The organism is Streptomyces sp. NPDC101227 (assembly GCF_044767545.1).
Taxonomy (GTDB): domain Bacteria; phylum Actinomycetota; class Actinomycetes; order Streptomycetales; family Streptomycetaceae; genus Streptomyces.
In genome coordinates this window covers 39,954-54,173 of the sequence record NZ_JBIWOD010000017.1, presented here as the reverse complement: position 1 = coordinate 54,173, position 14,220 = coordinate 39,954, and the positions used below count along the sequence as shown (strand labels likewise).

Annotated in this window: 14 protein-coding genes and 1 pseudogene; 5 read left to right on the top strand and 10 right to left on the bottom strand. The window is 72.9% G+C overall.

Going from position 1 to position 14,220, the window contains the following annotated elements; all coding sequences use genetic code 11:
- Positions 1-105: 105 nt before the first annotated feature.
- On the bottom strand, positions 106-1,044 hold the full coding sequence (gene miaA / locus ACIRPT_RS31460) for a tRNA (adenosine(37)-N6)-dimethylallyltransferase MiaA (RefSeq protein ID WP_403833265.1): 939 nt from the start codon (positions 1,042-1,044) through the stop codon (positions 106-108).
- A 190-nt stretch (positions 1,045-1,234) separates the two neighbouring features.
- Here miaA and ACIRPT_RS31455 point away from each other — a divergent pair, with 190 nt between their 5' ends.
- Entirely contained in the window at positions 1,235-1,540 is a 306-nt protein-coding gene (locus ACIRPT_RS31455) for a hypothetical protein (RefSeq protein WP_403833263.1), read from the top strand.
- A gap of 103 nt (positions 1,541-1,643) precedes the next feature.
- Here ACIRPT_RS31455 and ACIRPT_RS31450 read toward each other — a convergent pair whose 3' ends face one another.
- The 3 genes and pseudogenes from ACIRPT_RS31450 to ACIRPT_RS31440 all read right to left on the bottom strand — a co-directional run.
- Complete coding sequence (locus tag ACIRPT_RS31450; RefSeq protein WP_403833261.1) at positions 1,644-2,354, bottom strand: class III extradiol dioxygenase subunit B-like domain-containing protein; 711 nt, start codon at positions 2,352-2,354, stop codon at positions 1,644-1,646.
- A 77-nt stretch (positions 2,355-2,431) separates the two neighbouring features.
- Positions 2,432-3,985, bottom strand: a complete 1,554-nt coding sequence (gene miaB / locus ACIRPT_RS31445; RefSeq protein WP_403833259.1) for a tRNA (N6-isopentenyl adenosine(37)-C2)-methylthiotransferase MiaB — start codon at positions 3,983-3,985, stop codon at positions 2,432-2,434.
- A gap of 143 nt (positions 3,986-4,128) precedes the next feature.
- A pseudogene (locus ACIRPT_RS31440) lies at positions 4,129-4,512 on the bottom strand (monooxygenase); the annotation flags it as partial.
- A gap of 63 nt (positions 4,513-4,575) precedes the next feature.
- Between ACIRPT_RS31440 and ACIRPT_RS31435 the strand changes: the two are divergent.
- The gene (locus tag ACIRPT_RS31435; RefSeq protein WP_403833256.1) at positions 4,576-4,902 is read left to right on the top strand and encodes a TetR/AcrR family transcriptional regulator C-terminal domain-containing protein; all 327 of its coding nucleotides are present in this window, start codon (positions 4,576-4,578) and stop codon (positions 4,900-4,902) included.
- On the opposite strand, the gene ACIRPT_RS31430 is transcribed toward ACIRPT_RS31435, so the two are convergent.
- Both ACIRPT_RS31430 and ACIRPT_RS31425 read right to left on the bottom strand, forming a co-directional pair.
- Positions 4,857-6,128, bottom strand: a complete 1,272-nt coding sequence (locus ACIRPT_RS31430; RefSeq protein ID WP_403833254.1) for an FAD-dependent oxidoreductase — start codon at positions 6,126-6,128, stop codon at positions 4,857-4,859. The two genes, ACIRPT_RS31435 and ACIRPT_RS31430, sit on opposite strands and share 46 nt — an antisense overlap.
- Before the next feature lie 143 nt (positions 6,129-6,271).
- On the bottom strand, positions 6,272-6,901 hold the full coding sequence (locus ACIRPT_RS31425; protein ID WP_403833252.1) for a maleylpyruvate isomerase family mycothiol-dependent enzyme: 630 nt from the start codon (positions 6,899-6,901) through the stop codon (positions 6,272-6,274).
- Between the two features lie 141 nt (positions 6,902-7,042).
- On the opposite strand from ACIRPT_RS31425, the gene ACIRPT_RS31420 reads away from it, so the two are divergent.
- Positions 7,043-7,945 carry a LysR family transcriptional regulator gene (locus tag ACIRPT_RS31420; RefSeq protein ID WP_403833250.1) on the top strand — a complete coding sequence of 301 codons (903 nt, stop codon included), beginning with the start codon at positions 7,043-7,045 and terminating at the stop codon, positions 7,943-7,945.
- Between the two features lie 55 nt (positions 7,946-8,000).
- Complete coding sequence (locus tag ACIRPT_RS31415; RefSeq protein ID WP_403833247.1) at positions 8,001-8,999, top strand: TAXI family TRAP transporter solute-binding subunit; 999 nt, start codon at positions 8,001-8,003, stop codon at positions 8,997-8,999.
- Between the two features lie 39 nt (positions 9,000-9,038).
- Here ACIRPT_RS31415 and ACIRPT_RS31410 read toward each other — a convergent pair whose 3' ends face one another.
- The 4 genes from ACIRPT_RS31410 to ACIRPT_RS31395 form a co-directional block, all read right to left on the bottom strand.
- On the bottom strand, positions 9,039-10,397 hold the full coding sequence (locus tag ACIRPT_RS31410; protein WP_403833245.1) for a DEAD/DEAH box helicase: 1,359 nt from the start codon (positions 10,395-10,397) through the stop codon (positions 9,039-9,041).
- 123 nt (positions 10,398-10,520) lie between these two features.
- A complete protein-coding gene (locus tag ACIRPT_RS31405) occupies positions 10,521-10,724 on the bottom strand; it encodes a cold-shock protein (RefSeq protein WP_083107766.1) in 204 nt (67 codons plus the stop codon).
- 195 nt (positions 10,725-10,919) lie between these two features.
- Positions 10,920-12,335 (bottom strand): ATP-binding protein, encoded by a 1,416-nt coding sequence (locus tag ACIRPT_RS31400; protein ID WP_403833242.1) that lies wholly within the window; start codon positions 12,333-12,335, stop codon positions 10,920-10,922.
- 16 nt (positions 12,336-12,351) lie between these two features.
- Entirely contained in the window at positions 12,352-13,092 is a 741-nt protein-coding gene (locus ACIRPT_RS31395; RefSeq protein WP_403511696.1) for a response regulator transcription factor, read from the bottom strand.
- A gap of 331 nt (positions 13,093-13,423) precedes the next feature.
- On the opposite strand from ACIRPT_RS31395, the gene ACIRPT_RS31390 reads away from it, so the two are divergent.
- Positions 13,424-14,209: an amino acid ABC transporter ATP-binding protein gene (locus ACIRPT_RS31390; RefSeq protein ID WP_403511699.1), complete on the top strand. Its 786-nt coding sequence runs from the start codon at positions 13,424-13,426 to the stop codon at positions 14,207-14,209.
- The last annotated feature ends 11 nt before the right edge of the window (positions 14,210-14,220 follow it).

Sequence of the window (14,220 nt, the reverse complement as noted above, 5' to 3'; positions counted from 1 at the left end):
CACGCGCCCTCCCCACTGCAGACTGCACGCCTCGATCGAAGGTCGATGATGACACGCCCTCAAGGGCCCGGATGACGGCCGGAGCGTCCCGATGCCATGACGTGATCAGGCTGTGACCGGTCGTTCGAGCAAGGCCAGGGCGAGCCGCGGCAGCTCCGCGCGGCGGTCGGCGGCGCCGCTGAGCCAGTGGACCCGCGGGTCCCGGCGGAACCAGGAATCCTGACGGCGCGCGAAGCGCTTGGTGGCGCGCACCGTTTCCTCGCGCGCCTCCTGCTCGGTGCACTCCCCCGCCAGCTGGGCGAGCACCTGCTGATAGCCGAGCGCCCGGGAGGCCGTACGGCCCTCGCGCAGCCCCTCGCGCTCCAGGCCGCGCACCTCGTCCACCAGGCCGGCGTCCCACATCCGGTCGACCCGGCGCGCGATCCGCTCGTCGAGTTCGGGACGCTCGACGTCGACGCCGATCTGGAGGGTGTCGTAGACCGCTTCGTGGCCGGGGAGGTTGGCGGTGAAGGGGCGGCCGGTGATCTCGATGACCTCCAGGGCGCGCACGATGCGGCGGCCGTTGCTCGCCAGGATGGCGCGGCCGGCCTCCGGGTCGGCGGCGGCGAGCCGGGTGTGCAGGGCGCCGCTGCCGTGTTCGGCGAGCTCGGCCTCCAGGCGGGCGCGCACCTCGGGGTCCGTACCGGGGAAGTCCAGGGCGTCGATGGCGCCGCGTACGTACAGGCCGGAGCCGCCGACGAGCACCGGCGTGCGCCCCTCGGCGAGCAGCCGGTCGATCTCGGCGCGGGCCAGCCGCTGGTACTCGGCGACGCTGGCCGCGCGGGTGACGTCCCAGATGTCCAGGAGGCGGTGCGGGACGCCCTGCTGCTCCTCGGGCGTGAGTTTGGCGGTGCCGATGTCCATGCCGCGGTAGAGCTGCATGGAGTCGGCGTTGATGACCTCGCCGCCCAGGTGGCGGGCGAGCGCGACGCCCAGATCGGACTTTCCGGCCGCGGTGGGACCGACGACGGCGATGACCCGCGGAGCGGGAACGGCGGTGTTCACCCCGTCAGTCTCGCAAACATCACGCCCCGGTCCCGAATGAGCGACGTGACGGGTCACGCATGGCTTCGTTGCCTGTTCGAGGTCCCGAGAGCCGGCGCACAACCGGCGGTCGCGGGCGGCGCAACAGGGCGCTCCGAGCGAGGAGGGATTTCACCCATATGAGTACGGCATTGGCATGGTAGGAGCGGTTATGAGCCTGTTTTCGCGGTTTCGTCGGCGTCAAGGATCCTCGGAGCCCGAGGCGGCGGGATCGGCGGCCCCCTCCGTGGAGCGGGCGGAACCGGCCGCGGAGGCGGAGGTGAGCCAGGCGGCGGAGACCGGCACCGAGCGGGCGCCGGAGGAGCAGCCGGCCGGGTCGCCGGCCGACATCGCGGACGGCGCGCGGGCCCCGCAGGGGGATTCCGGCGCGGAAGCCGCCGAGGGCCCCGGGATCCCGCGTCAGCAGTCCACGGACGCGGCGGTCGACAGCGACGCCGCGGACGGTGCCCGCAAGTAGCGCGGCAGTCGGCGGCGGCGCAGGGGCCGGCCGGGCCGCCGAGCCGTGACACGGCGACGGCCGCGGGGCGGACACCCCGCGGCCGTCGCTCGCTGCGGTCGGGCTAGGACCAGCTCGCCACGAAGTAGCCGACGCCGTACGGCGCTTCCTCGCGGAGGAGTTCGCCCTGCAGGCCCGCGCCCTGGGCGGCGCCCGCCAGCACCTGCCAGCAGGCGCGGCCGGACGCCTGGAGGTCGAAGGCGAGCTCCTCGTCGAACTCGGTGAGCGCGGCGGTGTCGGCGGCGCCCAGGGCGCGGGCCGCAGCGGCGTCGAACGCCTCGGCCCGCTCGTCGAAGTACCCCGGCGCCTTCACCGTGCGGCGGGCGCTGCCGTCGCCCATCACCAGGAGGGCGACCCGGGGGGCGGAGGCGGCGATCTCGCGGCCCACCGGCAGGCAGCGGTCGCGGGTCAGCGGTTCTCCTATGCCCAGGCCTTCGACGGGGGCGTCGTCCCAGTCCGCGCGCGAGAGCAGCCAGGCGCCGACGGCCAGCGACGGCGGGAGTTCCCGGTCGACGGCGCCCTCGGCCGCGCCCAGCGGCACCTGGAAGTCCACCCCGAAGCCGCGGAACGAGCCGATGGCGCCCTGCGGGTGCGGGCCGCGCCCCGCCTGCTCGGCCGGGCCGAGGACGACCAGCCGGTCGGGGCGCGCGGCGGCCAGCACGCCGACCGCGTCGAGGCAGGCGGCCCGCAGCGCGTCCAGCTCGGGCGCGGCGCCGGCGGCGACCTCCGGTACGAGGAGCGGCGGGCAGGGGCAGATGGCGGCGGCTACGAGCATGCCACGCAGCGTAACGCCCCGGGTCCGGGGCGCCGCGCCGTGGCTGCCGATTCGGCGGGCCGCTCCGGAACCGCGGCTCAGTCGCAGCCGCAGCCCGCCGACGGAGCCGGTGCGGGCGCCGGGGCGCCGATCGTGGGCAGGCCGAGGAGAACGCCCTTGGGCTTCTCGGCCGGGGCGGCGTTGCGCTTCTCCCAGGCGTCGCCGGCGCGGGTGCGCCGTACCGTCCGGGTCGGCCCCTCGGCGAGGAGGTGGTGCGGGGCGGCGTAGGTGATGTCCACGGTCGCCATGTCGCCGGGGCGCAGAACGGGCCCGCCGTCGAGCGCGGTGCCGGGGCGGAGCGATTCGTCGGGGCGGGTGAAGTGGACCAGGCGGTTGTCGGGGGCGCGGCCGGAGAGCCGGTGCGTCGCGTCGTCCTTACGGCCCTCGCCCTCGGCGACCATCACCTCGAGCGTGCGCCCGACCTGCTTCTTGTTCTCCTCCCAGGAGATCTCTTCCTGGAGGGCGACCAGCCGCTCGTAGCGCTCCTGGACGACCGCCTTGGGGATCTGGTCCGCCATGTCGGCCGCGGGGGTGCCGGGGCGCTTGGAGTACTGGAAGGTGAAGGCCTGGGCGAAACGGGACTCGCGGACGGTGTGCAGGGTCTGCTCGAAGTCCTCCTCGGTCTCGCCGGGGAAGCCGACGATGATGTCCGTGGAGATCGCGGCGTCCGGCATCGCGGCGCGCACCTTCTCGATGATGCCGAGGAAGCGGTCCTGGCGGTACGAGCGGCGCATGGCCTTCAGGACGCGGTCGGAGCCGGACTGCAGCGGCATGTGCAGCTGCGGCATGACGTTGGGCGTCTCGGCCATGGCGGCGATGACGTCGTCGGTGAAGTCGCGCGGGTGCGGGGACGTGAACCGGACGCGCTCCAGCCCGTCGACCTTGCCGCAGGCCCGCAGCAGCTTGCTGAACGCCTCGCGGTCGCCGATGTCCGAGCCGTACGCGTTGACGTTCTGGCCGAGCAGGGTGATCTCGCTGACGCCCTCGGCGACCAGCGCCTCGACCTCGGCGAGGATGTCGCCCGGCCGGCGGTCCTTCTCCTTGCCGCGCAGCGCGGGCACGATGCAGAAGGTGCAGGTGTTGTTGCAGCCGACGGAGATCGAGACCCACGCGGCATACGCGCTCTCGCGGCGGGTCGGCAGCGTCGAGGGGAACGCCTCCAGCGACTCGGCGATCTCGACCTGCGCCTCCTCCTGGATACGGGCGCGCTCCAGGAGGACCGGCAGCTTGCCGATGTTGTGCGTGCCGAAGACCACATCGACCCAGGGGGCCTTCTTGACGATGGTGTCCCGGTCCTTCTGGGCCAGACACCCGCCGACCGCGATCTGCATGCCGGGGCGGGCGGCCTTCTGGGGAGCGAGCTGCCCCAGGTTGCCGTAGAGCCGGTTGTCGGCGTTCTCGCGCACCGCGCAGGTGTTGAAGACGACCACGTCGGCGCCGTCGGCGTCCTTGGGCGCCCGGACGTATCCGGCGCCCTCCAGGAGGCCGGACAACCGCTCGGAGTCATGGACGTTCATCTGGCACCCGTAGGTGCGGATCGAGTAGGTCTTGGGAGAACGCACGTCATGGCTCCGGTCGCTGCTGCTGGTCATCCCTCAAGGTTAAAGGGCCGCCGGGGAAGCACTCATCCCCCGGCGGCCGGGGCCCGGCCGCCGGGCCGGGCGATGCCCGCTGTGGGTCGTCCGGTCGTGGACGACCGCCCGCGTGCGCAACGTGCAGCCCCGGCGCAACTACTTCAGCGCGGTCCGCCGGCGAGCAGCGGGGTGAGGGCGCGTATGAGGTCATCGGCCGGGTGGTCGGACCGGGTGGCCGTCCGCCAGGCGACGAACTGATCGGGGCGCACCAGCAGTGCGCCGTCCTCGGTGAGGCCGGCGATCTCCGGCCAGCGTCCCTCCGGATCGGTCACGCCGGCCTCAGGAGCGATCTTGTGCGCGATGAGTTCCACTCCGAGGCGGCCCGCCGTCTCCCGTGCCGCCTCGATCCACGGGTCGCCACCGGAGCCGGTCAGGAGCGTGAACCGGGAGCGGATCAGGTCGAGCGTGGAGACCCTCCCTCCGCTACCGCTGGGAGGGGGCGTCCCCGGGCCGTTCTGCTCGACCCACAGGTGCGGGAGGCGGGAGCCGGGGGCCGTTGCGCCTGGAGCTCGGCCAGCTCCTGGGTGACCGTGCCGAAGACGTACGCCATGACCGTGTCGACGACGCCCAAGGCCAGGGTGATGTCCGGGGTGAGTGCGGCGGCCGCGGAGAGCGCGATGTCGTGCCGGCGCAGGGAGTTCGCGCCGAGCGCCGGACGGGCCGGGGTGGGTCCCTACATACGCGAGGTGGTCGAGAGCGGCCGGTACCCGCAGTTCGCCCGCCGGGTGGTCGAGGCCGAGGACCCCACCCCGGAGGAGCGGTTCGAGTTCGGCCTGGCATGCGCACTCGACGGGGTCGCCGCCAGATGCCTACCGGACCGGACGGCCGCTCACCGCACCGACGCCGCCGGCGGGCGTTCGCGTACGGCGCCATAGGCGAGGAAGTACGCCGGCACCCGGTTCAGCCATCGCGAGGTGGTGAGCCGTTCGGCCATCCGCTGCGCCCGCCGGGGGTGGCCGAAGGGGGCCTCGCCCGCCAGGACGGGTGCGATGACCTGGGCATGGGCGAACCGCTGCAATGCCTGGGTCAGGGCCGCGGTCGGCCACCGGCGGCGCTGGATGCCGCGGACGTCCCGCAGGCCGACGGCGCCCGTGCGCAGCGGCCCTACCAGATGCCGGGCGGCGGCCACCGCGTCCTCGACGGCGAGGTTGATGCCGATGCCGAAGACCGGCGACATCGCGTGTGCCGCGTCGCCGATGCACAGCAGCCCCGGCCGGTGCCAGCGCCGGAGGCGGTCGAGGCGTACGTCGAGCAGCTTGACCTCGTCCCAGGAGTGGAGGGCGTGCACCCGGTCACCGAGCCAGGGGGCGGCGGCCTGGACGTTGGCCCTGAACGGTTCGAGGCCGGCGGCGCGGCGCTCGGGGTCGGTGCCCTTGGGGATCAGCGCGGCGCACTGCCAGTAGTCGCCGCGGTCGATCATGGCGGCGAGGAGCCGGTCCCCGGCGCCTCCCACGAGCCCGCGCGGGTCGCCGTCGCGCCGCGGCAGCCGGAACCACCAGGCGTCCATCGGGCAGGTGAAGCTGCGCAGTCCGAGTTCGGGCAGCGACCTGGCGAGCGAGCCCCGGCCGTCGCAGGCCACCGTGAGGGTGGCCCGCAGTTCACCGCTACGGCCGTCGGCGGTGCGGTAGCGCACTCCCGTGACCCTCCCCGGAGCCCTCGGCTTTGCTCGGCCAGAGGGGACCCCCGTGCGCTCCACCAGGAAGGAGGTCGCCTCGGTGCTCATCCGCAGGGAGAAGGACGGCTCCCGCCGGGCCTCGTCCACCAGGAGGTCGAGGAGGTCCCACTGCGGCACCATCGCGATGTAGTTGAACGTGCCGCGCAGCGCGGCGATGTCCCCGACGGTGACCAGCGTCCCGTCCCTGCCGAGCGGCAGCTGGACGGCCGTCACCCGCCGCTGGGGCAGCCGGGCGAACCGCTCGGTCAGCCCCAGCTCGTCCAGCAGCGCCAGGGTGGAGGGGTGCACGGTGTCGCCGCGGAAATCGCGGAGGAAGTCCTTGTGCTTCTCCAGGACCGTGACCGCCACGCCCGCACGGGCCAGCAGCAGGGCGAGCACCATCCCGGCGGGCCCGCCGCCCACCACACAGCATGTGGTCCGCTCCATCGCAACCGCTCCCTTCGGCGACCTCCCGGGCCCTAGGTCGTGTCCGCATCCCGGTGAGCGGGACGCGGGGACCGGGAGCGAGGTGACGATGAGAGACGTTCCGCGGAAGCGGGGAGAAGAAACGGGGAGCGGAAGCGGGGCCGTCAGACGGCGACGAACCGGTCGCTGTGCTCGCCCCGCAGGCGGCCCGGTGGCAGCTTGCGGCCGAAGGTGACCAGCACCAGGTCCTGGGCGGTGCCGTGGACGGGTGTGCCGCTGCCGAAGGACCAGTCGAGGTCGTCCGCGTGCAGGGCGATGCCGGTGAGGTCGGCGCCGAAGAACTTGGCGGAGCGGGGGCCGGTCGCGTCCAGGACGGTGCGCAGGCGGTCGTCGGGGACGCGGCGGTCCAGGCCCAGGGCGACCGCGATGTCCAGGCCGTGGACCACGTCGTGCCCCAGCGCCGAGGTGAGGCCGCCGACCGGCGGCGTCCAGGGGTGGTGCGCGTTGTCGCGGAGGAAGGCGGCGAGCTCCGGTGGCGCGGCGGCGGCCGCGTCCTTGCGGGCGAGACGGTCGGTCATGCGGTTGAGGTTGCCGCGCGCCTTGAGCAGTTCGCGGGCCTGCCGGCCGAACGAGTGGCGAAAGCCCATCGACATATGGGCGGCGACCTCCCGTACCCGCCACCCGGCGCACAGCGTCGGCGCGTCCCAGGCGTCGGACGGCAGGGCGTCCAGCATGTCCGCCAGTTCCCGGCGTTCGGCCGCTATGGCGGCCTTGATGTCCATGGCGATGGCCATTGATCGATCTCCTCCCCGGGCCGTGGCCGGGCCCGGGATCACGGGTGTGACCGGGGCCTTGACCTGGCCGTCCTACCAGGCTGTCGGCAGGACGGCGACAAGTCCAAGAGATGGATCTGCTCGTCCCTAGAATTCGTGGTTATGGAGCTCCGCCAGTTGCAGTACTTCATCGCCGTCGTGGAAGAGGCACATTTCACCCGTGCCGCCGCGCGTCTGCATCTGGCGCAGCCCGGGGTGAGCGCGCAGATCCGGCAGCTGGAGCGGGAGCTGGGGCAGCCGCTGCTGGACCGGTCCGGCGGATCGGTGACGCCGACGGAGGTGGGCGCGGCCGTGCTGCCGTATGCGCGGGCGGCGCTGGCCGCGGTCGAGGGTGTGCGGGCGACGGTGGACGAGTTCACGGGGCTGCTGCGCGGCCGGGTCACGATCGGGATGGTCTCCGGGGCGGCCTCCGACAGGTTCGAGGTGGCCTCCCTGCTGGCCGATTTCCATGACGCCCACCCCGGTGTCGAGATGGCCCTCACCGAGGACAACTCGGAACGGATGCTGACGGCGCTGCGCGACGGTGAGCTGGACATCGCGCTGATCGGGCTGGCCGACGAGCCGCCGCCGGGCATCTCGGCGCAGGTCGTGCTCGACGTCCCTCTGGTCGCCGCCGTCGCGCCGGGCGACCCGCTGCTGGCGCACGCGGACCGTACGGGGATCGCGCCGGCCGCGCTCCGCGACCGCCCGCTGATCAGCCTGCCGCGCGGCACCGGTCTGCGCGGGGTGCTCGAACGTACCTGCGCGGCGGCCGGCTTCCGGCCCCGTATCGCCTTCGAGGCCGCCTCGCCGCATCTGCTGGCGCAGCTCGCCGCCCGGGGTCTGGGGGTGGCGGTGGTGCCCGCGCTGCCGGCCGAGGCGGCACGGACGTACGGGCTGCGGACGCTGCCGATCAATGGGCGGCCGGCGCCACGTGGCCGGATCGCGCTGGTCTGGCGGACGGACGGGCCCGCCACCCCCGCCGCCAGGGCCCTGCTGGAACGGCTGCGCGAGGCCCTGCAATAGCACGGTTGGGTATCTGCCCTCCCCTTGGCGGCCCGGTGCTGGCAGGATCCCGCCCATGGTCACAGCACTTCCCCGAATAAGCGGCCGCCGGGCACTCCAGGTGGCGACCGCCGCGCTGATCGCGCTCGCGCTGGTGGCGTGGGGGCTGCTGTCGATGCGCGGCGAGCGCGCGCCGGCCGGGCGGGTGACGCTGGCCACGGGGGTGCCGACGGGGGTGTATGCGCGCTACGGGGAGCTGCTGAAGCAGGATCTGGCGAACGACATGCCGGATGTGGATCTGCGGCTGTCGCGCAGCGAGGGGTCCATCGACAATCTGCGTCAGCTGGTCAGCGGGCGCGCGGAGTTCACCATCGCGACGGCGGACGCGGTCTCGACGTACCAGACCCGGGGCGAGGCGGGTGCGGACCGGCTGCGGGCCTGTGCGCGGCTGTACGACGACTACATGCAGCTGGTGGTGCCGAAGAAGTCCGCCGTCCGCTCCGCCAAGGGGCTGCGGCGGCTGCGGGTGGGGGTCGGGTCGGACAACTCCGGCGTCCAGCTGATCACCCGCCGGCTGCTGAAGGCGGCGGGGCTGGATTTCGACCGGGACATCGAGCCGGTACGGGTGGGCATCGACCGGATGCCGGGGCTGCTGGAGCGGGGGAAGCTGGATGCGTTCTTCTGGTCGGGCGGGCTGCCGACCACCGCGGTGCAGCACCTGGCGCAGCGGTTCCCGGTACGGCTGGTGCAGCTCGGTGACCTGAGCGAGGCGCTGCATGCGCAGGGCGAGCCCACTCGCTACTACCGGGCGGCGGTGATGCCCGCCGATGCGTATCCCAAGGTGCAGAACGGCCAGGCGGTGAGGACGATCGCGGTGGCGAATCTGCTGGTGACGACGGACCGGGAGGATCCTGCGCTGACGTTCGACATGACCCGGACCGTCATCAACAGCCGGGACCGCATCGGACGCCAGGTGCATGCCGCGCAGCGGGTGGACCTGCGGACGGCGGTGTTCACCGATCCGCTGGCCCTGCACCAGGGCGCCCGACGCTATTACCTGTCGGTCAAGCCCTAGGGGCGGTCACCCCCAGGTCACCCCTAGGTCCCCCCTCGGTCAGCCCCTGGGGGCGCCGGCGGTGCGGCGGGCGGGGCGTGCGCGGCGGGGGCGCCGGCGCCGGGCGCCGCCGCCGGGGGAAGCGGCCGCGGGGGCCGGGGTGGGCGCGGCGAGCGCCACCGCGACGCCGGAGGGGGTCCGGGCGCCGGTGATCCTTATCAGGTCGGCGTGGCCGGGGCGGACCGTGGCGGCGGACGGGGTGATCTTCGCCTGGCGCATCAGCCGGGTCATGTCGCGGCGCTGGGCGGGCGTGACGAGGGTGACGACGGTGCCGGACTCGCCGGCACGGGCGGTCCGGCCGCCGCGGTGCAGGTAGTCCTTGGCCTCGGTGGGCGGGTCGACGTTGACGACGAGGTCGAGGCCGTCGATGTGGATACCGCGGGCGGCGACATTGGTGGCGATCAGCGCCGAGGCGTGGCCGGTGCGGAACTGCTCGAGGGTGCGGGTGCGCTGCGGCTGGGACTTGCCGCCGTGCAGCGCCGCGGCGCGCACGCCCTGGGCGAGCAGGTGCTTGGTGAGCCGGTCGGCGCCGCGCTTGGTGTCCACGAACATGATCACCCGGCCGTCGCGGGCGGCGATCTCGGTGGCGGTGGCGCGCTTGTCGGCGTCGTCCACGTACAGGACGTGGTGGTCCATGGTGGTGACGGTCGCGGCCGAGGGGTCCACGGAGTGGGTGACCGGATCGGTCAGGAAACGGCGGACCAGCTTGTCGACATTGCGGTCGAGGGTGGCGGAGAACAGCATCCGCTGACCGTTCGCGTCGACCTTCTCCATCAGCCGGGTGACCTGCGGAAGGAAGCCCATGTCGGTCATCTGGTCGGCCTCGTCGAGGACGGTGATGGCGACATCGCCGAGGGCGCAGGCGCCGCGGTCCAGCAGATCGGCGAGACGGCCGGGGGTGGCGACGAGGACTTCGGCGCCGCGGCGCAGCGTGTCGACCTGGCGGTTGATCGAGGTGCCGCCGACGACGGTGGCGGTACGCAGGCCCAGGGCCTTGGCGTACGGCGCGAGCGCGTCGGTGACCTGCCCGGCGAGTTCGCGGGTGGGGACGAGCACCAGCGCCAGCGGGCGCTTGCTCACGGCCCGCTTCCCGGCCGTACGGCTGAGCAGCGCGAGGCCGAAGGCGAGGGTCTTGCCGGAGCCGGTGCGGCCGCGGCCGAGCACATCGCGGCCGGCGAGGGTCTCGGGCAGGGTCGCTGCCTGGATGGGGAACGGCGTGGTGACACCTTGCGCGCGCAGCGCGGTGAGGAGAGCCGGTGCCAGCGGCAGCTCGTCGAAGGAGCCGGCGGGCGGGGTGGAAGACGCCGCGGTGGACGGCTTCGGGGCGGCGCTCTGTCGCGGTGCGGACGCTCGGGTCACGGAATGCCCTTCAGGTGGAGGGGGGTGGGGATACCCGTAAGGGACAGTGGCTCCCGTACGGAAACGGGACGGGGCCCGCACCGGGGATGCCGGTGCGGGCCCTGTCCGCGCGACGCGAGGGCGTCAGGCGGCGACGATGTTCTCCGCCTGCGGGCCCTTGGGGCCCTGGGTCACGTCGAAGGTGACCTTCTGGCCCTCGAGGAGCTCACGGAAGCCCTGGGACTGGATGTTCGAGTAGTGGGCGAAGACGTCGGGGCCGCCGCCGTCCTGCTCGATGAAGCCGAAGCCCTTTTCCGAGTTGAACCACTTCACGGTGCCGGAAGCCATTTTTTTTCTCCTTCATGGGGCAAACCGGAGACCACACTGCGCGGCCTCCTTGTCGCCGAGATGATCGCCCCACACCGGAACACGTCCGGAAAAACAAGGAACGCCCGGGGCTACCAGCCACCGGGCGCGCACAAAGTTCATGGGTACCACAACTGCAACGTCGGAAAGACTAGCACAGACGTGCAGGCGGCCAGGTCACGGTGCGGTCCTCGGCACGGTGACGGTGACCTTCAGGCCGTGCGGCGGGTGCGGGCCGTAGGCGATGGCGGCGCCGCCCGCGGCCAGCAGCGCGCGGGTGATCGACAGTCCCAGGCCGGAGCCGGAGACGTTCTGGTGGCGGCCGCTGCGCCAGAAGCGGTCACCGATCCGGGCAAGTTCGTCGTCGGTCAGGCCGGGGCCGCGGTCGGCGACGGTGATCGTCACGCATTCGCCGTCGGCCGCGACGGCCACGGTGACCGGCTCGTCGGGCGGGGTGAACTTCAGGGCGTTGTCGACGACGGCGTCCAGGGCGCTGGAGAGCGCGATGGGGTCCGCCCAGCCGGTGACCGCGCTGTGGCCCTCGTAGGAGAGCCGAACGCCCCGGTCGTCGGCCAGCGGGCGCCAGGAGTCGACGCGTTCGGCGGCCAGCGCCGCGATGTCGGTGAGCTGGAGGTCGGCGGCGGTGTGCTCGGCCAGGGCGAGGTCCAGGAGGTCGTCCAGTACCCGGGCCAGCCGCTTGCCCTCGGTGCGGACCGAGGCGATCTCCTCGTTGCCGTCGGGCAGTTCGAGGGCCAGCAGCTCGATCCGCAGGAGCAGGGCGGACAGTGGGTTGCGCAGCTGGTGGGAGGCGTCGGCGACAAAGGCGCGCTGCTGCTCGAGGACGTCCTCGACATGGTCGGCCATCTCGTTGAACGAGCGGGCCAGCCGCCGTAGTTCGGGTGGCCCGGCGGTGGCGGCGACGCGGGCCTTCATCCGGCCGGTGGCGATGTCGTGGCTTGCCGTGTCCAGCACCCGGACGGGCCGCAGCACCCAGCCGGTGAGCCGGATGGCCGCGCCGACGGCGACGAGCATCGCCACGCATTCCCCCGCCGCGATCACCAGCCAGCCGCGCAGGGTGCGCGAACGCATCTGCCCGGTGGGCGAGTCGGTGAGGACGACGGCGACCACATCGCCGTCGCGGATGACCGGTGAGGCGACCGAGATCCGGCCGCTGTCGTCCCACGGCCAGATCTGCCGGGGGTCATGGCTGCGGCGCCCGGCCAGCGCCTCGCTGAAGGCCCGGGCGCCCTCGCCGTCGCCGGGCGCCCGCAGGTCTTTGGGGGCGGCGGCCATCGGGGTGTGGTCACGGTAGTAGACGCCGGCGCGGATGCCGTAGAGGTCGTAGTAGCGGGCCAGTTCGCTGCGGAGGGTGGCGCGCCGCTCGTCCTCCTCGGGGCTCTTGGTGCCATCGCCGGCGTCCGGGCGGGCGGTGACGAACTGGGCGAGTGCGGCGAACCGCGCGGCGTCGTCGATCCGGTCGACGACCACCTTCTGCTGCTCCACGCCCGCGGTGATCACGGCGAGCGGCACGCCGAGCGCGAGCAGCACACCGGCCATGAGGACGATGAGGAGCGGGAGGAGTCGGGTGCGCACGTGACCGGGGCGGCCTTCAGGACGCCGGAGAAGCGGGGGCCGCGGCCGGCGCCCCGGACGCGGGGACCACCAGCCGGTAGCCCACCCCCCGTACGGTCTCGATCAGCGCGGGCATCCGGAGCTTGGCGCGCAGCGAGGCGATGTGCACCTCCAGGGTCCGGCCGGTCCCCTCCCAGCTCGTGCGCCACACCTCGCTGATGATCTGCTCCCGGCGGAAGACCACCCCGGGGCGCTGGGCGAGCAGCGCCAGCAGATCGAACTCCTTGCGGGTGAGCGGCACCGCGGCGCCGTGCACCGACACCTGGCGGGTGGGGAGTTCGACGGTGACCGCGCCCAGGTGCAGCGCGTCCTCGGCGGTGGATTCCTCGGCCTGCGGCTCGCCGGTCCCGGTGGTGGTGCGCCGGCTCACCGCGTGGATACGGGCGAGCAGTTCGCCGGTGTCGTAGGGCTTGACGACATAGTCGTCGGCGCCGAGGTTGAGGCCGTGGATGCGCGAGCGGACGTCGGAGCGCGCGGTGACCATGATCACCGGGGTGGTGCTGATCTTGCGGATCCGGCCGCACACCTCGAAGCCGTCCTGATCCGGCAGCCCGAGGTCGAGCAGCACCACAGCGAAGGGCTCGGCGTCATCGGGCAGCAGGGCCTGGAGCGCCTCCTCGCCGCTGCGGGCGTGCCTGACCTCGAGGCCGTGCCGGGCCAGCACCGCGGACAGGGCCGCGGCTACATGATCGTCGTCCTCGACGAGCAGCAGTCTCATCCGGCCTCCTCCTTCGGTGCGTGCGGGCGTTCCGTACCTGCGGTCGTTCTCTGCACGGGGTGGTTCTGTACGTGCGGGCGGGCGCTGCCTGCGGACAGGCCACAGGGCATCTACGGCGATAGGAGGCATGCGCGTCAAGAGGAGGCCGCCCGTGCGCCACCATCCGTTACCCAGCCGGTACGCCCCGGGCCTCGCCGCCACCACGTCCCGTTCACGCGGAGTGTCCCAATGCGGCCGGATCGTTATGCTCAATTCTCCCTCAGATGTAATGACGCTGGTCGCGGGCCGTCATTACTGTCCTCCCAACCGAGGAGGACGGAGCTGTACGCCGATGAGCGAAGTATCGGTGACCAAGAACGCCGAGGGGCCCGCCCCGACGGGTGACCCGCTGGTCGTGCTGGACAACGTCAACAAGCACTTCGGCGCGCTGCACGTGCTCCAGGACATCGACCTGACGATCCACCGCGGCGAGGTCGTCGTGGTGATCGGACCCTCCGGGTCCGGCAAGTCGACGCTCTGCCGCACCATCAACCGCCTGGAGACCGTCGACACCGGCGGCATCACCATCGACGGCAAGCCGCTGCCGCAGGAGGGGCGGGAGCTTGCGCGGCTGCGCGCCGACGTGGGCATGGTCTTCCAGTCCTTCAACCTCTTCGCGCACAAGACGGTGCTCGAGAACGTGATGCTGGGCCAGGTCAAGGTCCGCAAGAAGGACAAGGACACCGCCGCCAAGAAGGCCCGCGAACTGCTCGACCGGGTCGGCGTGGGCACCCAGGCGGACAAGTACCCCGCACAGCTGTCCGGCGGTCAGCAGCAGCGCGTGGCGATCGCCCGTGCGCTGGCGATGGACCCGAAGGTCATGCTGTTCGACGAGCCGACCTCCGCGCTGGACCCGGAGATGATCAACGAGGTGCTGGAGGTCATGCAGCAGCTCGCCCGGGACGGCATGACGATGGTCGTGGTCACGCACGAAATGGGCTTCGCGCGCTCCGCGGCGAACCGCGTGGTCTTCATGGCGGACGGCCGGATCATCGAAGAGGCCGAGCCGAACCAGTTCTTCAACAACCCGCGCAGCGACCGCGCGAAGGACTTCCTGTCGAAGATCCTTCACCACTGAGGCCGCAGTTG